Here is a 22,156-nt window from a genome sequence, read left to right as displayed (position 1 = left end):
AAAAACAGAGAAAGAAAATATTTTGTTTAGTAATCCTACTATTTCATCAAATGATAAATAAAAAACGAGACCATTAAGATGATCTCGTTTTAATATCCGATTGAAAAAAATAGTGATTTATAGTCCTTTTGATTCTGCAACTAATTCAGCAATATCAAGTACTTGGACTTCTTTTTCTTTTTCTTTGTTTTTTACTCCATCACTTAGCATCGTCATACAGAAAGGACAGCCTGCAGCAATTACTTTTGCTTTAGTATCCAAGGCCTCTTCCGTACGTTCAATATTGATGTCTTTATTGCCTTCTTCAGGTTCTTTGAACATCTGAGATCCACCTGCACCACAACATAACCCATTTGTTTTGCAGCGTTTCATCTCTACTAAATCTGCATCTAATGCTTGAATAACACTTCTTGGTGCTTCGTATACATCATTTGCTCTACCCAAATAACAAGAATCATGGAAGGTGATTTTCTTTCCTTTATAAACACCACCATCTTCCAACTTTAATCTTCCCTCATTAATTAAGGATTGAAGGAATTGAGAGTGATGCATGACATCATAATTACCACCCAAAGCAGGGTATTCGTTTTTGATGGTGTTAAAACAGTGAGGACAAGCTGTAACAATCTTTTTGATTTCGTATCCATTCAGTACCTCAATGTTTTGCATTGCTTGCATTTGAAAAAGGAATTCGTTTCCGGCTCTCCTTGCAGGATCACCAGTACAACTTTCTTCCGGACCAAGAACTGCAAAGTTTACATTTACTTCGTTTAATATTTTTACAAAGGCAGTAATTACCCTTTTATATCTATCGTCATAAGACCCTGCACATCCTACCCAAAACAATACTTCTGGGTGATTGCCTTCGGCCACCATTTCGGCCATTGTAGGGACTTTTAAGAAATTATTTTCAGCCATGTGTGTTTAGATTAAGCGTCTTGTTTTTGTTTTTGTGTTTTTTCGACCTGTCTTAGGTCTTCGCCCCATTTGAAACGGTCGCTAGCAGCAAATGCCCATGGGGCTTGGTTGTTTTCTATGTTTTGGAATACCATATTCCATTCTTGTGGTGTTCCAGACTCTTCCATTGCAACATATCTTCTCATTTCCAAGATAATGTTTAATGGATCGATATTAATTGGACAAGCTTCAGCACAAGCATTACAACTCGTACAGGCCATCAATTCTTCTTTTGAGATAAAGTCATTGTACAACATTTTACCATCATCTTCGAACTTACCTCCATTGGCATCCATGTTTTTGCCTACTTCATCTGCTCGGTCTCTTACATCCATCATCACTTTACGTGGTGAAAGTTTCTTCCCTGTAATGTTTGCAGGACATTGAGAAGTACAACGTCCACATTCTGTACAAGAGTAGGCATTCATGATGTTTCTCCAAGATAGATCTTGAACGTCTTTAGCGCCGAAAGTAGGCATTTCGTCAGAATCACGATTATCAGCATTCTCCACAGGCATACCTAACATGATTTTTACCTCATTGGTCACAGACTCCATATTCTCCATTTTTCCCTTTGGAGATAACCTTGCAAAATAAGTATTTGGGAAGGCCAAGAAAATATGAAGGTGCTTAGAGTAAGTTACGTATACTGCAAAGGCAAAAATACCAAGAATATGTACCCACCATGCACTTCTTTCGACAGCAACTAATGCTGTTTCTGGTAAAGCACTAAAAAGAGGAACTAAATATTGAGAAACTAAAAATGCTCCAACTTGAGGATAATGATCGTTGCCTAATGCTTGTAAAGCTGCATCAGATGCATTCATAGATAACAACATACTCATTAAAATTACTTCTGCATACAGAATATAGTTAGCATCTCTGTATGGCCATCCTTTCATTTCCTTCATATGAAAACGAGGAATTCTTAAAGCATTTCTACGGATTAAGAAAATCAAACATGAAACTGTCACCAAAACAGCCATTGCTTCGAAGAAACTTGCTAAAAAGTAATAAGTCCCTTGAGGTATAATGTTAGAGAATATTCTATGCTGTCCAGTAACACCATCAAGTACAATCTCTAAAACTTCGATATTGATTAATAGAAATCCAGCATAAACTGCAAAGTGAAGCAAACCAACGATAGGGCGGTCAAACATCTTTTGTTGACCAAACGCCAAACGCATCATGTTACCAAATCGCTTTCCTTTATCTTCTTGGTCTTCGATGCCTTTACCTAAATTGATATTTCTGTATATGAATCTCGCTCGTTTGGATACTAAAAAACCTGTATATCCGATTGCGGCGACAAAAAGAAGTTGTTGCACAATCTGCATCATAGTGTTGTATTTTATGTGTTTAATGTTACCTGTATAACTTTATGTGTATAAAAAATGTTATGCAAGCAGAGTATTTTCTGCTAATAAAGTAGTTTAAAAGGAGATTTACAAATATTTAATATAAAGTTGGTGTAACTAATTTAAGAGAAGTTTTGGATTTAAATAGGATAATATTCTGAAATAAAGTGTTTTTTACACTTATTGAGATTGATTCTAAATTGAAAACTGTAGTAGATTAAAAATCAACTATAAATGTTGTATTATCTAAATTATTTTAATCCTCTGTATCAAAATTGTATTTTTAAGTTGAATTAAACTTTATCAAATGAATTATATAAAAAATATTCTCTCCTTCTTTTTGATTTTCATTTTTTCATATCAAATACAAGCACAATCAAAAAAGTGGGAGTTAGTGAGTATGTCTGATTATAAAAATAAAAAAATTAGATACGCTGACTTCATTTATGATCCAAATGTTAGAACAGTTCAGCTATATACTTTAGGAGGAAATTTAGTTGATAAACAGTTGAATTTGCCTATCATTTCTTTAAGAAAAAGAGTACCAATTATATTAGAATTTGATGTATTTGGTGATGATGCCGATTATTATGAAGCAGAATTAGTTCATTGTAATAGGGATTGGACGCCTTCAGAGTTGCAACCTATCGAATTCATGAAAGATTATAATTCTTTCAAATTAAATGATTTTGATTTTTCGATAAATACAAGAGTTCCTTTTGTTCACTTTAAGTTCCAATTACCACAAGTACAGATGTCTGGTAATTACTTATTGATGGTGTATAAAGAAGGAAATAAGAAGTATTTGATTATTACTAAACGCTTTGTTGTATCAGAAGAGACGGCTGCAATTGGAGCAAAAGTAGTAGATAGAATTGGAGGCCAACGTAGATATGAACAACAAATTGATTTCTCAGTGAATTATAAAAACTTGGTTTCTGTAAATCTAAAAAGAGATTTTAGTGTAGCCATCTTACAAAACGGTCGTTGGGATAATTCATTAGAAAATCTAAAACCAAGATTTATCAAAGGACATGAAAATACCTTAGACTATTCTTATTCAAATGGAGAAAATTCATTTTTAGGTTCAAACGAGTTTAGAGTATTTGAAACAAGTAGCATCAATGGAGGAGGTCCCTCAATTTCTACAACAGACGTTTTGAAAAACTTTACTAGAGTTCGATTACATAACGATTTAGTAAGAAATGGTAAAGCATTCAATCAGCAACAAAACGATTACAATGGTGGATATGTAATTCATGCTTTTGGTAAGCAGGAACCATGGTTAGAAGCGGATTACATGGAAGTAGTTTTTAATTTAAAAGTGGATGGTCCATATCAAGGTGATGTTTATGCTTATGGTAGCTTTTCCGAATGGCAATTAAATGAAGAATACAAACTTGTTTATGATCCGCAGAAGAAATCATATGTAGGAAGTGCACTTTTAAAACAAGGTAGATACGACTATATGTACACTGTTCTTGATCCCTCAAAGACCAAAAGAGACGACCGAATTATCGAAGGAAGTTTCAACCTGACAAGGAATACGTACGACATAATTGTATACTATAGAGGTCCTGGAGACCGTGCTGATCGAGTAGTGGCAATAAAAAAGCTAAATACAAACCGATGATAATTAATGTGTTTACATTGGTTAGCATAAAAAAGTTAGGTGCATACTTGCGTATTAAACACAAAACAACCACCTTTGCACCGCATTAAACAAAAACGCTCCTGTTGAAGGGTACTCGGGATGTAGCACAGTCCGGTTAGTGTACCTGGTTTGGGACCAGGGGGTCGCAGGTTCGAATCCTGCCATCCCGACAATGAAGAACCTTTATTGGATGGTCCGATAGCTCAACTGGATAGAGCAACTGCCTTCTAAGCAGTAGGTTCCAGGTTCGAGTCCTGGTCGGATCACGTTTTTGTCTAGTGCCTTCCTTTATGGAAGGTTCTTATCGGGATGTAGCACAGTCCGGTTAGTGTACCTGGTTTGGGACCAGGGGGTCGCAGGTTCGAATCCTGCCATCCCGACAACTAAGAACCTTTATAAGGATGGTCCGATAGCTCAACTGGATAGAGCAACTGCCTTCTAAGCAGTAGGTTCCAGGTTCGAGTCCTGGTCGGATCACTGAAATATTAAACCTCCTTTAGGATGTTTCTTCGGGATGTAGCACAGTCCGGTTAGTGTACCTGGTTTGGGACCAGGGGGTCGCAGGTTCGAATCCTGCCATCCCGACACGAAGAACTTAAAGGATGGTCCGATAGCTCAACTGGATAGAGCAACTGCCTTCTAAGCAGTAGGTTCCAGGTTCGAGTCCTGGTCGGATCACAACATATTAAACCTTCCTTTTGGGAGTTTCTTCGGGATGTAGCACAGTCCGGTTAGTGTACCTGGTTTGGGACCAGGGGGTCGCAGGTTCGAATCCTGCCATCCCGACACGAAGAACCTTAAGGATGGTCCGATAGCTCAACTGGATAGAGCAACTGCCTTCTAAGCAGTAGGTTCCAGGTTCGAGTCCTGGTCGGATCACAGTGATCTGATAAACCGATAACATTGATTTGTTATCGGTTTTTTTTTACTCAAAAATGAATAGACTTACTTTGGAAAATTTTTGATTTTAAAAATTGGTGCAATTTTTTCTTTACAGAGGAGGAATATCAATTTTAATTATGAAGAAATTAACTCTCCTTTTTTTATTGGGCTTATTTACTACTGTGTTACATGCTCAAGATAAAAAAATTTCTATCGGATTAGGTCCTGGTGTATCTATAACTAACTTTAAAAGTGGTGAAGATAAATCTAAAGGAACTGGATTCAATTACTTTTTTAATGCTTTCTATAAAATTACACCTAGAATCTCTGGCGGTATAGAGTACGAGTGGGTGGGTGTAGATTTAAAATTTGATTATCCCCCTTACGATGCAGCAGAAATTGAAAGAACAACAATTACCAATATCTCAATAAAAGGATTTTATCATTTTGGTAATAATGATTTAAGACCTTATATGGGTTGCGGAGCAGGTTATTATACAGTAAACCCTGGTAAAGCATCCTTTCCGAATCCATTGCCTAATGGACCTGAAAAAATCGTTATCGAAGCGGAAACTAAATCTGCAGGAGGTTTTGCACCAGAAGTAGGCTTAAATTATAAAGGTTTTCAAGTGGCTGCATTGTATCATGTTGTAGCTGGAGTTGATACAAGTTTTTCTAATGATCTAATAACATATACCAATCTAGAATTTAGAGCTTCTTATAATATTTATTTTGGCTTCTAAATGGAAAGAAAAATTTAACTTTTATAGAAGACTCCTATTTGTATTTCAAATAGGAGTTTTTTATTAACAATTATTTTTGTGCGTTTTTATGCCATTTAAGGCATATTTTTGAGAAATTAAAAGTTGTTAAAAAACTTAACACGATGTTAAACTCGTTTATTTGATCATACTACAAAACAAATTTTATTATCTCAAAAAATATTCATCATGAAAAAGTTAGCAATCATATTATTTCTGTCCTTTTTAGGAATTACTACTTATGCACAAGATAAATTAGTTACAGTTGGTTTTGGTGGTGGTATATCTAATGTCTCAGAAAAAGGTTCTGGTCTAGATATGAATGGATTAGGAGGAAATTACCACGTATTGGCTTTATTTAATATTACACCAAAATTATCAGTTGGAGCTGAATATGGTGGTTCATATGCAGTATTAGCACCAGAAAATTTAGATAAGGCAAATTTTGAAGCGACAAAATTTAAACATTTTTCAGGTAAAGTATTATATCACTTTAGTGAAAGTAGAATTAGACCATATTTAGGTTTTGGAGTTGGTTCATACTCAGTTACACCAGGTAAAATGAATATTCAAAATAGTAACAACCCTATTGTGTTAACCTTCAATAAATCAACTACAGTAGGTTATGCTCCCGAGTTTGGTGTTAATTTCGGATGGTTTAGTTTAGCTGCTATTTATCATATCGTACCTGATGTAAAAGTGTACAACAACGAGTACGAAAAAGTAAATGTAAACTATAATAGTTTAGAGTTTAGAACAACTTTCAATATCAATTTTGCACAAAGATAATTCAAGTTAGAAATTGAAATGAATAGGTCGACCTACTAAGTGGGTTGACCTTTTTTATAATATCCCTCTTTTGGGGGATTTCAACTTTATAATTTTAGATCTATTTTACACAAAATTTTAATTACTAACTCTCATTTTACCCAAAAACTATGTACAAAAACTACTTGCCTTATCTGACTCTACCATTTTTGTTATGGGCATGTCAAAATCCTATTGAAGGAATTACCCTTGATGTTTCTGCAGATGTATTTGAACAAAGAGCTAATGTCCAATTCTTTGATCCAACAGATCAATCTAAACTTGATGGGACAGATAAACTTACTGTAGAAGTATTAGGTGATGATGCCTCAAAGATATTAAACGATGGAGGTGAACCAGAATTATCTATTGTAGATGGTATTTTATCGATGGTCGTTAATCCTTTAGCTAATCAAGAAGAACCTGTAAGTGTGATATTAAAGGTGTCAGGTGAAGGATATTTAACAACAACTATACCTTTAACCATAGAGGCTGAAGATTCTACTGTATTTCTTTCTGCAAATCTTGTTAATTTAGAAAATGCCCCCGAGGGAGTAAATGTGACTACCGCTTCGGTCACTTTAATCAATAATGCAGTATCAAGTGACTTTAATGTAACGACCACTCCTTCATCAGAAGGACAAGTGTCAACAAAAGTGACTATTCCTGCTGGTACAACTTTCTTTGATGCCGATGGTAATCCTATCTCAGGTTCTGATTTATCTTTAACGGCCGTCAATTTTGATGCCTCATCACAATCTGCCTTATCATCTTTCCCGGGAGGCTTTTCTCCTGTTGGGGTTTTAGATGAAGAAGGAAATATGAGGGGAGATATTGATTTTGCTACAGCAGGATTTGCTTCCATAGATATGTTTATTGGAGAAACAGAAGTGAAAGGTTTTTCTCAACCTATTCAAATTACCACTCAGGTAAATGCATCAGTGATGAATCCAGATACACAAGAGCAAATAAAAGCAGGAGATGAGGTGCCAATTTGGTCTTACAGTAGAGATGATGGTACATGGGAGTATCATAGCACAGAAACAGTAACGAACAATAATGGAAATTTAGAAGTCAATTACTCAACAGATCATCTTAGCTGGTATAATCTAGACTTTTATGGAATTCGATGTAGTAAATATATAAGAGTATATAGTCCTAATAGAGGAAGATGGTGGTGGCCATACACCTGGCAAAGGAATCCAAATTATGCCCCGACGAATATTAATATCTCGGCAAGTGATTATCCTTTAGCTAACAATGGGAAAAGAGTTTTAATGTCTGTGGTATGGGCAGGAACCAATCAACCTATTTCTTATTGGGCGACAAAAAACTACACTTTATATGATGGACAATCAATTAATTTATTGAATGCACCGGCTAATAGACCATTACAGATGGTTGTGTTTTCTGGAAGAAGTAGAAGAAACCCAGGTGAAATTTTATATAGATCTTCAAGTTTTACCTCTTGTGCAAATGCACAAGTAAGTGTGGATTTGAACCAATTATTCAGGTCCCTTCCAGATTATGTAAATGTAGATGTAAATTATATTGGTTACTGTGGAGATAGAACAGTTAGAAGATCGCAAAGCCTTTATATTTACGATGATCAAGGGTATTATCGTTGGGCAGGTTGGATTAGAAGAGGTTATGGAAGGATCTATAATGTTGAATTAAATAAAAACTATAAATTTAAGATATACTACAAAAGACAAACATATGAATTTGATATGACTTTTACCTCCACCAACATGAGTGGTGAAGTAGAAATTCCACAAGAAATTTGTGATCGATTCTTTTAATAATTAGGTTAAAATAGATAAGACCAGGGAGTTATTTCAGCTTAAAGATATTATATGATAAGGTTTAAATCTTATTCTCTTTAAAACAATATCAGGCTAAAATGACTTCCTTTTTATTATTCATCAAAAAACATATCCCACCTGAATCACAAACCTGAGTCCTCCGGTCCAAGTTCCATAATCTCCACTCGTTTCTACTTCCTGTCCTTCCAATAAACCATCTAAAACAGGAAATTTATTCACTAATCGATCTCTAAGTTCAGATAAAATTTCATCTTCATCAGATATTTCAACATTTGAATCTAGTTTAAGCTTGCCTCCATAAAATCCATACCCAGGACCTACCATAATTAAATCTACGGCAATTCGCTTCTTGATGACAAATTGATATCCTAATTCTACACCAACATTGATAATATTTGCAGAACCTTGAAATTCTGCATAAGACCCTGTCACCTGATTCCCTAAAGAGTCGATGAAGTTCAAACGATTTTTGAAATTATATCTGTAATAGGCGATATAAGGTCCCCAGTATAAACCATCAGGGGCGAAACCTCTGTTTCTTTTCTTGAAATACCTTCTATAATCGGCCGCAACGGAAAAACCAGTATTCTGATGATCTCTTGCTATAAGTGAGTCAGCAATGGCCAACTGAGCCAATTTAGGGAAGGTTAAAAAGCCCACATTAAGAGACACCGATTCAAAATCGCTTAATCTTCTTTCATAACCTAAAACAAAATTATTACTACCCCATAAAATTTGAGGTGTGACATTATATCTAATAACATTTTTCCTCATTTTAGTAATCGATGAATCGTATGAAAACATCAATTCAGAAGCAGAATTCTGACTAAAAACAGGGATTGAAAAATATAGAGTTACAATAGCGAGCCACAATAGAAACTTTTTCATAGTATTATTTTATAAGACGTCTCAGTAGTTATCAACGGATTTATAGTCTATATAAAATTAGTCTTTTAATAGGAAACTTACCAATTGAATTAAGCCAAAATCTAACATGGCACCAATAGGAAGACCAAGTATAAAACCATAAATAATTAAACGATTAAAATACATGCCCGCAAAGCCATAAAATAGCTCCTCAATTTTTTGAGGATCCATCATATTGATCTCTTTGACAACAATGCCTTTAAAGTCAATTTTTTGGATTAATTTACTTGAATGTGGTATAGCCGACTTCATTAAACCGTCTAACATCTTATTCAATAAATAATCTTTCGTTTCTCTTTTTAGTGAATGATTGAAATTATCCAAGATGATATGGGATAATCCACCAGTGATATCTCGAATTTGCTCTTGTATCTTATGGTTTTCTAACGAATGATAAATTCCTCTTTCTAAATCATGTAGTAATTGTTGTTTATCAAATATTTGATGCATACCCTTACTACCTATATCCTGAGCCAAAGTTGAGGCCAATTGTGAAGTAAGTTTTTGGAATGATCTTGAGTTGAGTAGAAGGTTGAAAGTGTCCTGAATACCAAGTTCTAAATTGTGTTCATCTACACCTTCAAAGATGTCTTTCACCTTCTTGGTCAATACAATTTTGTTGAAAATATTGATAATCATTACAAGCAAATCATTTACGATTAAAGCTGTTTTTTGATTATCAGATAATTGAACATCTAAATGTTTTCTGACTATTTCTATTTCTGGAGCTAAATTTCTACTTAAAGAATCATACAATTCTCCTTCAGTAACATCTCCAACATTAAGTATATCTTCAATTTTAGTTTTAAAGACCTCGTCCACTATACGATTTAGAACATACTGAATAGAGGTAGTTAATCGCTGATTTTTAACCAAGCTCTTCACCGTGTCTTTTAAAGCTTCATTTTGAATGCTGATTTCTAGCTCTTTTACTTTTGTTTCTTTAGCGATGATGGAAATCTTATTCTGTACTTTTTGAGTGATATCCGGAAGTCCTTTAATTAATAATTCTGGGATTTTGTTGTTTACTAAATCCTTAGTAGTCTTCTTGATAATTCCCTCATATAGGACAGCTAAAGGTTGTTTGTTTCTAGCTTTATTATACACCTTATTCGCATATTCTTCGTCATTCTTTCTGATTCGGCCAATAATTTTTTCCATCAGTTGGTCAATCATCTCAATGCTTTGTTCCTGAAGTAAAGCATAAGGTCTGCCTCCGAATAGATCACGAATAGGAAGGTCTTTTTCTGAGTACTTATGAATCTCTCTTTCAATTAAACGGAATACCTTTTCTTGGAATTCAGAATTATGAATAGAGTCGTTCATAAAGTCCCAAACTTTATATTTAATTTTCTCCTTATTCTCAGAAAAAAGTGCGATATCATCGAGTGTTTTTGATCGATAATTCATCAACTTATCTCTAAAAATAATTTTGAGCTCATCAAAGAGTTGATCGTCTTGAATCCACTGATTTGTTTTATAAATTTGTCGATTTAGAATTTCACGGACTCCCTCAAATATTTGCTCAATAAATTTATCTGGAAGTGCATCCATGAGCATGAGATCATCTTTTAATAGACGTATAACTCTCGCAGTTAGATAATTTGATAAAGTGGTGTAAACAATCTCTTTCTGAGACAGGTTTGTAAGTGTATTTTCAAGTGTGATAATGTCAATATCAGTGAGGTCATCGATTTCTTTATCTAATACTGTGATCGCCTTTTTAGCATAGTCGTATCGATGTGCAAACAGTTCTTGAGCAATCAGTTTACTAATTTTTTTACTGATATTCTTTTTCTCCGTATCTAATAATGTATCTACAGTTTTATAATCACTCTCGACAAAAGTATTGAAAATAGAAGTTTTCAGAGAAGCTAATTTTTCTTCAATATCAGATCCAATAGATTCCTCGTTGAGTAGTTGCTGACCAACAAAATCACCCATATTCTGAGCAAACTTAGATTGGTTAGTAGAGATTACACTTGGAGTAAAAGGCAGCTGTAATCCAAAAAGATATTTTGGACGGTAAGGACGGAATATCATTTTTATGGCAATCCAATTGGTACCTAGTCCTGTTATGCCATATACAGCAGCAATACCTAAAGCCATAAAAGTGGGGTTGTCGCCAAAATGAACAAAAGCTGTAATACCCCCAGCAATTGCTCCTAGAATAGCACCAAAATAAGTAATGGGTTTCATATTACTACCCATAAAACCTTTGACCATTTCAGGAAGTTGTTGGTGCTTGTTATGAAGGTTCTTTTCAACAATCTTACTCACTTGCCCTTGCATTAATCGATTGATATTTCTATCGATATACCCAATAATAGCATTGGTCAGTTTTAAGGGAAGGGAAGCAATTTTTTCAACAACTCCAATCAGATCATATATAGGTCTTTCTTTAGCTTGGTGGCTAAATTTTCTCAAAAACTTTGTCCCTAGCTTTTTTAATTTGGGGGTGATCTTCTGAATTTGAGAAGCTCCAAAGTAATCTGAAAAATGTTTATGTTTAACTTCCTTCCAAACAGATTTCTCCAAATTTGGAAGTAAGGATTTCTTCTCGTTTTTAAGAGTTTTGTAAGAGTAGTTCTGTACTTTTTGCCCAAACTTTGATATGGTTTGATCAGAAAATATGGTATATAAAGGCTGATTTTTTATTCGATCAATACGATCCACTACAATCGCCTTTCCTTTATCAGTTGATTTCCTCTGATAGAGAAAGTCCCTTACTAATTTTTCATCAATAAGGTATTGCGTCAATTGTAATAAGTCATTTTTCTGACGATCAGCTGACCAAATTTGCCCCACCTTTCGCTCTAATATCATAGACATAGAGTCAGCCCCTTTACCTAATAGTCGGTCATCAATCACAGAAATAATTAACTGATGTAGCCCCTCGGTTAATTTATCCTGATTAAATTTTTGAAGTAAGCTTCCAATACTATGACGCTTCAGGTATTGAACAATGTATTCCGTACCTTCTTGTGCAAATTTTTGTTTGTTCTCCTCCGATTTATGTTCGCTAGCGATGGCAATAATTTCATCCACCGCTTTAAATTGTTCGGCCACAGAACTTGTAAATAATTTAGCGAGCCACTTTCCTATAGAAGATGAATTTTCTTCGAAAGACTGATCGACTAAATGATTTATTTCTTCTCTATTTTCTTGAATCCATTCGATGACGGCATCCATTAGAATAGGGATATTCTTACGGATGAATTTTTCGAAACTATCACTGATAGCAGGTGGGAGGATCTGAAAAATTGTGGTTTCTTCTTGCTTAAGAACTTCGATGAAAATAGCGATCAAACGACGAAAAGGAGCGTTTTCACTTGTGTTACTAAATTCCTTAGAAAGTACATTATGTACTTCGTTAGCAATTTTTTGATGATCACCCGAACCAAGTATTTCAGATAACTTCTTTTTGGATACACTTTCGCTGAGGTCGAAAATCAATTGATTGGCCTCAATGTTATCAAGAAATCTCTTTAGAAATACATCTATGGGTAACTCTCCGTCTTTTAATGAATCGTGTAGTTCATCAAAAAAATGTGCTGTATAATTCGAAACACTATCAAAAATAATGGGAGAGAAGACATCAGAAACTTTTTCTCTTTTGAACTCCTGCCAAATATCATTACTTAAAATTTCAAGAAAATGATGATTATGGAGAGTATCTACAGCAATGTCATAAATAGATTCACTAATTACTCCAATTTGTTGCTGAGAGGTAAAGTCGGCTATTTTTAATTCTGGTAAAATCCCTTCTAAGGCTTTTCTAATAACATCACTTAAATGATCGTTTAGAACAAGGATTAGTTTATCAATTGATTCATCTATGGCAGGGATGTCTTTGAGTCTATCGTCTTCAGAAAATTCATTTCTTAACTGATTTTCGATAAACTCAGTCAGCATGATCAGAAAAGCTTCTCGAAATTTATCTTTTTTGACTTCTTCGCTAATATTATCATGACGAATAATCTCAGATTCTACCAACTGAGAGATATTCTTTATAAAAGTATCTTTTGTCTGTTCCACAATACTTGGAATACCCAATACTTTTTCGAAAAGCATTCTTAACGCTAAGTCGTTGGTAGTATAACCAACCACAGCACCTGAGATAATTTTCAGAAATAATTCACTGATCATAATATAAATTTGCAATAATCGCCGAAAAACCCAAAATAAATTTAAGTTCTATGATCATTATTGTACTTCAAATTTTATTTATTAACATAATTATGATAGTAAATTGAGTTATAAGAGGTTTAGTTAATTATTTGGTAGTGATTTTATTCTTTGGTTGAAATACCAAAAAAAATAAGGTTTCAAAAAATATGTTAAAAGAACATTTGGCTAACTTACATTTACACAAAACTGATAAGTGTCATTACTACTATCATTATTCTTTTTCTATATTGCAACCGGTTTATGCTAAATGTGACTTAGATATATAAATTTAATCGTTCTACTAAATTTTTTACTAGCATCATTAGCAGGTTTTTAGCAACAAGCTAGATTTACAAACAATGAGTGAAACATTAGATAAAAACGTTTTGGAAAATTCTACAAAGCAAAAGAATCATACGGGACCATTCCTTATAATGGTAGGCCTTATGTTTATTGTTGGTTTTTTAACTGTAGTTAACCAACAATTTCAAGCACCACTAAAAGAAGCATTATTATCTGAAGCTGGTGACATTGAAAACACTTTAGCAACGTTTATTACGTTTGCATTCTTTATGGGATATCCAACTATGGGTAACATTGCCTCTAGATGGGTAGATACAAAAGGACACAAAACAACATTGATCAGAGGTCTGATTATGTTGGTAGTTGCTTTAGGTATTGAAGCTTTATCAGCTCAATTTGCTGATCTTCCAAGTATTGCTTTTGGCGAAAATAAAGTACCTCAAGCGTTCTTTATTTTCTTAGTAGGTTCTTATGGCTTAGGTTGTGCTTTAGCAGTTTTACAAACAGTTATTAACCCATTCTTGGCTGTATGTCAAGTACCTGGAACATCTTCTGTTACTCGTTTAAGTATTGCAGGTGCGGCAAATTCGATTGGTACTACAATTGCACCTTTCTTTGTAGCAAGTATTATTTTTGGAGGTGTAACTCCTGAGGTTGCTCAAATTTTACTTCCACTTTCGATCTTAATGATTGTTGTAGCGGTAGTTGCAGGTGTTTTAGGTAAATTAGAGTTACCAAACCCAATGGCTGCTGAAGGTGATGAGGAAACTATTGATGTTTCTAAATTAACGAAATCAGTTTGGAGTTTTAGACACTTAACTTTAGGTGTTGTTGCGATCTTTGTTTACGTTGGAGCAGAGGTAGCAGTAGGTTCAAACATTGTACTTCATGCAAAAACATTAGATTTAAAAGATATCACAGTAAACTTATTATTTACTGAGTTTACTATGGAGGCTCATGCATTAATGGCAACATTATACTGGGGTTCTATGTTAGTTGGACGTTTATTCGGATCTGGTTTAGCAAAAATTCCAGGTCAAACACAGTTGTTATTCACAGCAGGTATCGCTTTAGTACTAACTGCATTTGGTATGTTTACTGAGCAACTTTGGTTATTGGTTGGTATTGGTTTAATGCACTCTATTATGTGGGGAGCGATCTTCGCTTTAGCAATTGATAAATTAGGACCATATACTTCAAAAGGTTCTGGTGCATTAATGATTGGTGTTTCAGGTGGTGCAATCCTTCCTTGGATTCAAGGTATTAGTGCAGATGCATTAGGAGGAAGTTGGCAATGGACATGGGTAATCGTTATCCTTTGTGAGGCTTACCTTGTTTACTATGCGTTGGTTGGTTACAAACCACAAGAATCTGCTGAATAAGCAGAACTTGAGTTCATATATAAAGCCACATATACATAGAGTATATGTGGCTTTTTGTATAAATAAAAAAGCCCACGCTAAAAGCTTGGACTTTTCCCTCATTCTGTAACTGATGAACTATTGTGCTATCTATCTATTATACTTAACCTTCTTGTGTTCTTTAGGTTTAACAGGAAGACTTTATCTTTCTGACATTACAAAGGTATAGATAAGCAAACATTTGTAAATGAGCATAATACCTAAATGGCATAGGTGAAATACCTATATTACACTTTGATGTCATCAAATAGCTTGTGTTTAATGGCATACATCACTAAACCGGCTACATTTCTTTGCCCTGTTTTTTCCAGTAAGTTACGTTTATGGGCATCTACAGTTCTGAGGGAAATGAACAATTCTTCAGATATTTCTTTATTCGATTTTTGATCAATGATTAATCGTAATACTTCTTTTTCGCGAGGGGTAAGAATCAAATGAGGGTCATTGACACTTGCTTCGTTGGTTTTATGATCTTTATAACTACTAATAATATTTTTAGTGGCAGAGGAACAATAGTAACTGTCTCCATCCATCACCGATCTTGCCGCTTTTAAAATTTCTTCTTCCTTACAGTCTTTGAATAAATAACCATCTGCACCAGCATCAATCATATTTCTGATGTAGCTACTGTCCATCATCATACTTAATGCGATCACTTTGATTTCGGGAAATAATTCTTTTATTTTTTTAGTAGCAGAAATACCATCCATTTCTTTCATGCTTATATCCATAAAGATCAAATCGACATCCATGGAATTTAGTGCATTGAACGCTCTTTCTCCGCAATCGGCTTCAGCTACAACATCAAAATCTTCTAAGTTTTTAAAGTATGATCGGATACCGTGTCTAATAACACTATGGTCATCCACTAATAGTACTCTATGCTTTTTCATTTTTACAGGTTAATTCGTGAAAATTGGTACTTCAATTAGAATACAAGTACCATAATTAGAGGAAGATTCAAAGTGTATTTTTCCACCAATCGAACTCACTCTTTGTTTCATATTTTGTAATCCTAAACCGGATTTTTTTTCTTCGTTTAATTTCTCTTCAACATTAAAACCAGTGCCATTATCTTCTATAGTGATCTGCAACAAATCAATATCCTGAATTATCGATATGTTGACATTGTCTGCTTTTCCATGTTTAAAAGAATTAGTAATTGCTTCTTGGGTGACTCTCAATAACAATAGTTGTTTGGAAAGGGATAAAGATTTTTGATCATACTTATGGAAAAAGTACAAACTTTTGTCGCTTATATCCTTGTAATAATTTGCAATCTTTTCAATAGAACCACATAATCCTCTTTCTTCAATAGAGGTGGGCATTATGTTGTGGGCAATATTTCTTCCTTCTTTGATGGCTTCTCTTACCTTTTCTCTTATGTTGCAGAGTTGTTTATTTTCCTCTGAGTTGATCGTCTCAGAATTCTTTATGAACTCATCCAATAGATACAAGGAAGCCGTTAATGTTTGTCCCATACCATCATGAATCTCTTTTGCAAACCGTTCTCTTTCTTTGTCTTCAGTATCAATTACTGCTTTTTGTATATTTTCAGACTGACTTTTTATACTCGTTATATCAGAATGTTTCCCGATTACTCTAGTCACTTTTCCATTGATATCTCTTTGAACAGCTGTTTTTAATAAGGTCCATAGTAGATTTCCTTCATGATCAATCATCTTAAAAGTGAGCTGAAATCCGTCTTTCACCAAAATATCTCTTTGCAAAGCTTTCATCACAGTAACTCTATCTTCAGGATGTATCATTGATAATAGAGTAGTAATGTCTTTTTCTTTTGATGGGTGATCATATCCCAGCATTTTATAAAAAGCTTTAGAGTAAAATACTTTTCTTGTTAGGTGATTCCAATCCCATAAACCCTCTTTAGAAGCCTGTATTGACAATCTTTGTCTTTCTTCATTATCATAGATAGCTTGTGTATCTTGAGTAGAAAAATCTTGTTCCAAAGGTAGATCAGATAATAAAGATTTGTCGTTATTTATCAACTGTGGTAGTGCTTGGGCTTGAATTAGGGCGTGGAGCTTTTTTTCTTTTGCAGTAAGTTGAATGATTTTTGATCTCAGTTCTAAGACTTCTTTATGATGGTTTACCTCTTTTTTATTTTTGGTAGGAAAAGAAATCCAAAGGTAATTTGAATCAATTTTTGTGATAAGTACAGCGTGTTTTCTATGTGTAATTTTGCAATGTATTTGACCAATCCACGATTCTGTTCGTTTTAATAATGCATTAGGAGTCTTATTTTTTTCTTTACTAAAATCAAAAAATGAGTGAATGCTATTTTTATTCTTTTTAAGGTCGAAATAATGATTGGAGTCGAGAATTGTGCCTATCCCATCTAAAATTGCAAAATGTAATAGTTTATCTACTATTAATTGATGCAATGAAGGGTCGTTGAGATTTAAAGAGATAGTATTATTAAATGTAGTCATAATGAGTAAAAAACAGCTTTAGGTTTATACTCAAGATACTAATAATTTAGGTTTAATGATAGATGGATGTAGACTATACTAGTTAATTGAAAATTTTGGCTGTAATGTGAATTCAGGTATTTCGACATCAAAAAGAGTGGATTCTGTTACTTTTTTCATTTCATAAGTTCCTTTCATTTTACCTATTGGTGAGATAAAATGACAACCTGATACGTATTCAAAGAATTCACCCGGATCTATAATAGGGGTTTGGCCGATTACACCATCACCTTTTATTACCTCACGTTTATCGCCGACAATATCAAAAATTTCCCAATTGCGTCTTAATAACTGAACCGTGTACGCACTTAAATTTTCAATTTTAATCTTATATCCAAAAACATAATGCCTTTTATCGGGTACCGAGTATTCGGGCATATAATAATTATCTACTGTAACCTTTATTCCTTCTGTAATAGCAACTTCCATACTTGACATTTATTTACAATAATACAATTATTTGACCAATGATTTAATGATATAGACAAGGAAGTGCTTTATTTAACATTATCACAATTAAAAAAAATATATAAGTGCTTATATAAAATTATCTAAAATATTTGTAAATATATAAGTGCTTATATATTTTTGTAGTGAAAATGAAATTACATTATGGATTTTTATCAATCAGCGGGTAGCCTTGTTATAGGAAGTCGTTTAAAAAGGTTAGGAGATAAATTTCTCCAGGAAGTAAGTAAGGTATATGTACGTCAAGGAATTGATTTTGATCCTGCTTGGTTCCCATTTTTTTATTTATTGGACCAAAATAAAACGATGTCTCTTAGGGAGATATCAGATCAGTTAGGAGTAAGTCATTCTGCTGTTTCACAATTAGCTACCGCCTTAATAAAAAAGGGGCATCTTCAAATGGAAAAATGTGAAATAGATAGAAGACGAAGAATTATCCAATTAACTGATCAAGGAAATGATTTGTTACAGAAGTCAAAACCTATCTGGAAAGCACTTCAGCTAACAATGAAAGAGGTATCCGAATTAGGAGATCAGCAATTACTAAAAGAACTGACAGTATTGGAAAACTCTTTAAAAGAAGAAAATCTTTCTGATAGAGTCATCAGTAAATTATAAAGAACTTACCACATACTAAGCATATAACACTAACATGAAAAAATTTAATTATGGTATTGACCGTTTAACGGTAAATATCGCTTTGGATATTGCACGAGGAAATATCCAAGGAGTTTTAAATGCAAAAGCAAAAGAGAGAGTATTAAAGTCCCAAGCGGATGTACAAGAGATTGTCACAAAAGGGGATGTTGTGTATGGAGTGAATACAGGTTTTGGTCCACTTTGTACAACAACAATTTCTGAAAAAGATACCTCTACATTACAGCATAAAATCCTACAAAGTCATAGTGTAGGAGTAGGGGAAGTTATTCCTAAAGAAACATCTAAATTGATGTTGATTACAAAAGCACATGCTCTAGCTCAAGGATTTTCTGGTATTTCATTAACTACTTTAGAAAGAATCATTTGGCACATTGATAAGGATGTTGTTCCAACAGTTCCAGAAAAAGGTTCGGTAGGGGCATCAGGAGATTTGGCTCCATTATCTCATTTGTGTTTGCCATTAATTGGTTTAGGTGAAGTATATCAAGAAGATGGTTCAAAGTCTTTGGCTTTAGATGCTTTAAAAAGATTAGGAGTAAAACCACTTACTTTAGGACCAAAAGAGGGCTTGGCCTTAATCAACGGAACTCAATTCATTTTATCACATGCTGTTAAAGTAGTAGAAAGATTAGCCAACGCCTTAGATACGGCTGACGTTATCGGAGCAATGTCATTAGAAGGTTTAATGGGTTCTTCTAGACCTTTTGAACCTGAATTACATGCGATCCGTGCTTATAAAGGAACTCAGTTAGTAGCTACTCGACTTAGAGAAATGCTAAATGGTTCAGAGATTTTGGCATCACATGTAGATTGTGACCGAGTTCAAGATCCCTATTCTTTAAGATGTATGCCACAAGTACATGGTGCTTCTAGAAATGCTTGGTTACACTTAAAAGAGTTAGTAGAAGTAGAACTGAATTCAGTAACTGATAACCCAATTATATTAGATGCAGATAATGCAATCTCCGGAGGTAATTTCCATGGTCAGCCTTTGGCACTTCCATTAGATTATGCAGGTGTTGCAGCATCAGAAATTGGAAATATTGCCGATCGTAGATGTTATATGATGATCGAAGGACGTTTCGGTTTGCCAAAATTATTAATGGAAGATGTTGGATTGAATTCTGGGTTCATGATTCCTCAATATACATCAGCTGCTTTGGTTACAGAGAATAAAACACTTTGTTTCCCTGCGTCGGCAGATAGTGTTCCAACTTCACTAGGTCAGGAAGATCATGTTTCAATGGGATCAATATCAGGAAGAAAAACATTGAAAATTATCGAAAACCTAGAGCAGATTTTAGCAGTCGAATTGCTTTATGCCGCTCAAGCATTGGATTTCCGTCGCCCACTTCAATCATCACCAATTATCGAAGCAACTCATTCATATGTACGAGAGAGAGTATCGCATGCTGATCAAGATAGAGTATTGGCTTATGATATTGCAGCTATGCATAGCATTGTGAAAAGTGGAGCATTGGTGGATATTGCCAATAAGGTGGCAAAATCAGAAAAAATCGATCTAAACGGAGATTTTAAAGAAGAATTCAAATTCTAAAAAGTAACATTCACTTCTATAATCATCTACTGATACAAAGGAGTGTTCCCAAATTTTGATTAGACTTCAGTCTAATTAAAATCCCCCTTCATCAACCCACGATTTCAATCGTGGGAAACAAAACCAAGGGTACATAAAAAAAGTTATCGAAGAAAACACATACAAAACATATAGACATGGAAGCGTCACAATCATCACAACAAAAGTTCGAGGCATTTTTAGAAAAATATGCTAATCACCCAAATTACATTCCACCAACAGGACCTGAACTAAATGCTAAATCTTGGCAAACAGAGGCACCTCTTCGTATGTTCTTAAATAACTTAACAGAAGAAGTAGCAGAGGATCCGAACAACCTAGTGGTTTACGGAGGAACTGGTCAAGCAGCAAGAAATAGAGAGTCGTTAGAAAAAATTATCAAAATTCTATTAGAATTAGATAATGAGCATTCATTATTGGTACAGTCAGGTAAGCCAGTGGGTGTAGTAAGAACACACTCAGAGGCACCAAGAGTATTAATTGCGAACTCAAACTTGGTTCCTGCTTGGGCAACTTGGGAGCATTTCCAAGAATTAAAAGAAAGAGGTTTAATGATGTACGGTCAGATGACAGCGGGTTCATGGATCTACATTGGTACTCAAGGTATCCTTCAAGGTACCTATGAGACATTTGCATCTTGTGCACGTAAGCACTTTGGAGGCGACTTAAAAGGTCGTTTGTTAGTGACTGGCGGTATGGGTGGTATGGGTGGAGCTCAACCACTTGCAGCTACAATGTGTGGTGCAGCAATGTTAGGCGTTGATATTGACCCTGCTCGTATTCAAAAGCGTATTGATACTAAATATATTGATAAAATGACGCACTCTTATGAAGAAGCTATCCAGTGGGTAATGGAAGCTAAAGAGAAAGGAGAGGCTTTATCAGTTGGTCTAGTAGGTGATATCGGAGATGTGTTAGAGCGTCTGATTAAAGATGGAATTACTCCAGATGTATTGACAGATCAAACTTCAGCTCACGACCCAGTTTATGGTTATGTGCCAAACGGTTTGACTCTAGATGAAGCTGCTGATTTAAGAGATAACAATCCTGAGTTGTACAAAGAGAAGTCATTAAAATCGATGGCAAGACACGTACAATACATGTTAGACCTTGAAGCAAAAGGAGCGATTACTTTCGATTATGGTAATAACCTACGTGAGTTCGCTAAACAAGGTGGTTGTGAGAATGCATATAACTTCCCTGGATTTACTCCTGCCTACATCAGACCATTGTTCTGTGAAGGAAAAGGACCATTCCGTTGGGCAGCATTATCAGGAGATCCTCAAGATATCAAAGTAACTGATGAAGCTTTAAAAGAAGCTTTCCCTGAAAATACTCACTTGATCAAATGGCTTGAAGAAGCGGATGAAAAGGTAGCTTTCCAAGGCCTTCCTTCAAGAATTTGTTGGTTAGGAATGGGAGAGAGAGAAAAAGCAGGGGTCATCTTCAATAATCTTGTGAAAGAAGGTAAATTGAAAGCTCCTATCGTAATTGGTAGAGATCACTTAGACTGTGGATCTGTAGCTTCACCAAACAGAGAGACAGAATCAATGTTAGATGGTTCTGATGCAGTATCTGATTGGCCTTTATTGAACTTGATGTCGAATGCAACAGGTGGTGCAACTTGGATTTCATTCCACCATGGTGGTGGAGTAGGTATTGGCTATTCCCAACATGCTGGTATGGTTGTACTTGCAGATGGAACGGAGCGTGCAGAGAAGTGTATTCGTAGAGTACTACATAACGATCCTGCAATGGGAATTTTCCGTCATCATGATGCAGGTTATGATATCGCAACTCAGGTAGGCGAAGATCATGATTTAATTATCAAATAGAGAAGAAATAGAACTAAAAGGTTATCATGTTCCCATTT

Annotated in this window: 15 protein-coding genes and 8 tRNA genes; 16 read left to right on the top strand and 7 right to left on the bottom strand. The window is 34.6% G+C overall.

Translation table 11 applies throughout. The features are described 5' to 3' along the window. Positions 1-117: 117 nt before the first annotated feature. Together MY04_RS07200 and MY04_RS07195 are read right to left on the bottom strand one after the other, a co-directional pair. Complete coding sequence (locus tag MY04_RS07200; RefSeq protein ID WP_066208076.1) at positions 118-918, bottom strand: (Fe-S)-binding protein; 801 nt, start codon at positions 916-918, stop codon at positions 118-120. 11 nt (positions 919-929) lie between these two features. Further along, the gene (locus tag MY04_RS07195; RefSeq protein ID WP_336234596.1) at positions 930-2,297 is read right to left on the bottom strand and encodes a (Fe-S)-binding protein; all 1,368 of its coding nucleotides are present in this window, start codon (positions 2,295-2,297) and stop codon (positions 930-932) included. A gap of 325 nt (positions 2,298-2,622) precedes the next feature. Between MY04_RS07195 and MY04_RS07190 the strand changes: the two genes are divergently transcribed. From MY04_RS07190 to MY04_RS07135, 12 genes are all read left to right on the top strand, one after another. After that, the gene (locus tag MY04_RS07190; RefSeq protein WP_066208074.1) at positions 2,623-3,948 is read left to right on the top strand and encodes a type IX secretion system plug protein; all 1,326 of its coding nucleotides are present in this window, start codon (positions 2,623-2,625) and stop codon (positions 3,946-3,948) included. Between the two features lie 116 nt (positions 3,949-4,064). Further along, positions 4,065-4,139: transfer RNA gene (locus tag MY04_RS07185), tRNA-Pro, on the top strand. A gap of 22 nt (positions 4,140-4,161) precedes the next feature. Further along, positions 4,162-4,235 (top strand) — tRNA-Arg (locus MY04_RS07180). Between the two features lie 39 nt (positions 4,236-4,274). Then, positions 4,275-4,349, top strand: a tRNA-Pro gene (locus MY04_RS07175). 23 nt (positions 4,350-4,372) lie between these two features. Continuing rightward, a tRNA-Arg gene (locus MY04_RS07170) sits at positions 4,373-4,446 on the top strand. 33 nt (positions 4,447-4,479) lie between these two features. Further along, a tRNA-Pro gene (locus MY04_RS07165) sits at positions 4,480-4,554 on the top strand. A 19-nt stretch (positions 4,555-4,573) separates the two neighbouring features. Then, a tRNA-Arg gene (locus MY04_RS07160) sits at positions 4,574-4,647 on the top strand. Between the two features lie 33 nt (positions 4,648-4,680). After that, positions 4,681-4,755 (top strand) — tRNA-Pro (locus MY04_RS07155). Positions 4,756-4,774: 19 nt separating this feature from the next. After that, positions 4,775-4,848, top strand: a tRNA-Arg gene (locus MY04_RS07150). A 140-nt stretch (positions 4,849-4,988) separates the two neighbouring features. Then, positions 4,989-5,594 carry an outer membrane beta-barrel protein gene (locus tag MY04_RS07145; RefSeq protein ID WP_066208072.1) on the top strand — a complete coding sequence of 202 codons (606 nt, stop codon included), beginning with the start codon at positions 4,989-4,991 and terminating at the stop codon, positions 5,592-5,594. A gap of 207 nt (positions 5,595-5,801) precedes the next feature. Further along, entirely contained in the window at positions 5,802-6,401 is a 600-nt protein-coding gene (locus MY04_RS07140) for an outer membrane beta-barrel protein (protein WP_066208070.1), read from the top strand. Between the two features lie 149 nt (positions 6,402-6,550). Beyond that, complete coding sequence (locus MY04_RS07135) at positions 6,551-8,221, top strand: hypothetical protein (RefSeq protein ID WP_066208069.1); 1,671 nt, start codon at positions 6,551-6,553, stop codon at positions 8,219-8,221. A 123-nt stretch (positions 8,222-8,344) separates the two neighbouring features. Here the strand turns inward: MY04_RS07135 and MY04_RS07130 are convergent, their stop codons facing one another. Both MY04_RS07130 and MY04_RS07125 read right to left on the bottom strand, forming a co-directional pair. Continuing rightward, positions 8,345-9,133, bottom strand: a complete 789-nt coding sequence (locus MY04_RS07130; RefSeq protein WP_066208067.1) for a DUF3575 domain-containing protein — start codon at positions 9,131-9,133, stop codon at positions 8,345-8,347. A 57-nt stretch (positions 9,134-9,190) separates the two neighbouring features. After that, on the bottom strand, positions 9,191-13,321 hold the full coding sequence (locus MY04_RS07125; RefSeq protein ID WP_066208065.1) for a DUF445 family protein: 4,131 nt from the start codon (positions 13,319-13,321) through the stop codon (positions 9,191-9,193). 380 nt (positions 13,322-13,701) lie between these two features. Between MY04_RS07125 and MY04_RS07120 the strand changes: the two genes are divergently transcribed. Then, on the top strand, positions 13,702-15,027 hold the full coding sequence (locus MY04_RS07120; protein ID WP_066208064.1) for an MFS transporter: 1,326 nt from the start codon (positions 13,702-13,704) through the stop codon (positions 15,025-15,027). Positions 15,028-15,293: 266 nt separating this feature from the next. Here the strand turns inward: MY04_RS07120 and MY04_RS07115 are convergent, their stop codons facing one another. From MY04_RS07115 to apaG, 3 genes are all read right to left on the bottom strand, one after another. Then, positions 15,294-15,959 carry a response regulator gene (locus MY04_RS07115; protein ID WP_066208062.1) on the bottom strand — a complete coding sequence of 222 codons (666 nt, stop codon included), beginning with the start codon at positions 15,957-15,959 and terminating at the stop codon, positions 15,294-15,296. Between the two features lie 9 nt (positions 15,960-15,968). Next, positions 15,969-17,519 (bottom strand): sensor histidine kinase, encoded by a 1,551-nt coding sequence (locus MY04_RS07110; RefSeq protein WP_066208060.1) that lies wholly within the window; start codon positions 17,517-17,519, stop codon positions 15,969-15,971. Positions 17,520-17,597: 78 nt separating this feature from the next. After that, positions 17,598-17,987, bottom strand: a complete 390-nt coding sequence (gene apaG / locus MY04_RS07105; protein WP_066213095.1) for a Co2+/Mg2+ efflux protein ApaG — start codon at positions 17,985-17,987, stop codon at positions 17,598-17,600. 183 nt (positions 17,988-18,170) lie between these two features. Between apaG and MY04_RS07100 the strand changes: the two genes are divergently transcribed. The 3 genes from MY04_RS07100 to hutU all read left to right on the top strand — a co-directional run bounded on the left by MY04_RS07100 (position 18,171) and on the right by hutU (position 22,118). Further along, positions 18,171-18,644: a MarR family winged helix-turn-helix transcriptional regulator gene (locus tag MY04_RS07100; RefSeq protein WP_066208057.1), complete on the top strand. Its 474-nt coding sequence runs from the start codon at positions 18,171-18,173 to the stop codon at positions 18,642-18,644. A gap of 34 nt (positions 18,645-18,678) precedes the next feature. Continuing rightward, complete coding sequence (hutH, locus tag MY04_RS07095; RefSeq protein ID WP_066208056.1) at positions 18,679-20,244, top strand: histidine ammonia-lyase; 1,566 nt, start codon at positions 18,679-18,681, stop codon at positions 20,242-20,244. A gap of 176 nt (positions 20,245-20,420) precedes the next feature. Next, complete coding sequence (hutU, locus tag MY04_RS07090) at positions 20,421-22,118, top strand: urocanate hydratase (RefSeq protein WP_066208055.1); 1,698 nt, start codon at positions 20,421-20,423, stop codon at positions 22,116-22,118. Positions 22,119-22,156 lie beyond the last annotated feature (38 nt).

The sequence above is a fragment of the Flammeovirga sp. MY04 genome (assembly GCF_001682195.2).
Lineage (GTDB): Bacteria > Bacteroidota > Bacteroidia > Cytophagales > Flammeovirgaceae > Flammeovirga > Flammeovirga yaeyamensis.
Note: the sequence above shows the minus strand (reverse complement) of the source record. Positions and strands in the feature narration are given on the sequence as shown.

Bases quoted from the DNA above. Each gene is read 5' to 3' on its own strand.
- MY04_RS07200 (WP_066208076.1), bottom strand. From the start codon at position 918: ATGGCTGAAAATAATTTCTTAAAAGTCCCTACAATGGCCGAAATGGTG.
- MY04_RS07195 (WP_336234596.1), bottom strand. From the start codon at position 2,297: ATGATGCAGATTGTGCAACAACTTCTTTTTGTCGCCGCAATCGGATAT.
- MY04_RS07190 (WP_066208074.1), top strand. From the start codon at position 2,623: ATGAATTATATAAAAAATATTCTCTCCTTCTTTTTGATTTTCATTTTT.
- MY04_RS07145 (WP_066208072.1), top strand. From the start codon at position 4,989: ATGAAGAAATTAACTCTCCTTTTTTTATTGGGCTTATTTACTACTGTG.
- MY04_RS07140 (WP_066208070.1), top strand. From the start codon at position 5,802: ATGAAAAAGTTAGCAATCATATTATTTCTGTCCTTTTTAGGAATTACT.
- MY04_RS07135 (WP_066208069.1), top strand. From the start codon at position 6,551: ATGTACAAAAACTACTTGCCTTATCTGACTCTACCATTTTTGTTATGG.
- MY04_RS07130 (WP_066208067.1), bottom strand. From the start codon at position 9,133: ATGAAAAAGTTTCTATTGTGGCTCGCTATTGTAACTCTATATTTTTCA.
- MY04_RS07125 (WP_066208065.1), bottom strand. From the start codon at position 13,321: ATGATCAGTGAATTATTTCTGAAAATTATCTCAGGTGCTGTGGTTGGT.
- MY04_RS07120 (WP_066208064.1), top strand. From the start codon at position 13,702: ATGAGTGAAACATTAGATAAAAACGTTTTGGAAAATTCTACAAAGCAA.
- MY04_RS07115 (WP_066208062.1), bottom strand. From the start codon at position 15,959: ATGAAAAAGCATAGAGTACTATTAGTGGATGACCATAGTGTTATTAGA.
- MY04_RS07110 (WP_066208060.1), bottom strand. From the start codon at position 17,519: ATGACTACATTTAATAATACTATCTCTTTAAATCTCAACGACCCTTCA.
- apaG (WP_066213095.1), bottom strand. From the start codon at position 17,987: ATGGAAGTTGCTATTACAGAAGGAATAAAGGTTACAGTAGATAATTAT.
- MY04_RS07100 (WP_066208057.1), top strand. From the start codon at position 18,171: ATGGATTTTTATCAATCAGCGGGTAGCCTTGTTATAGGAAGTCGTTTA.
- hutH (WP_066208056.1), top strand. From the start codon at position 18,679: ATGAAAAAATTTAATTATGGTATTGACCGTTTAACGGTAAATATCGCT.
- hutU (WP_066208055.1), top strand. From the start codon at position 20,421: ATGGAAGCGTCACAATCATCACAACAAAAGTTCGAGGCATTTTTAGAA.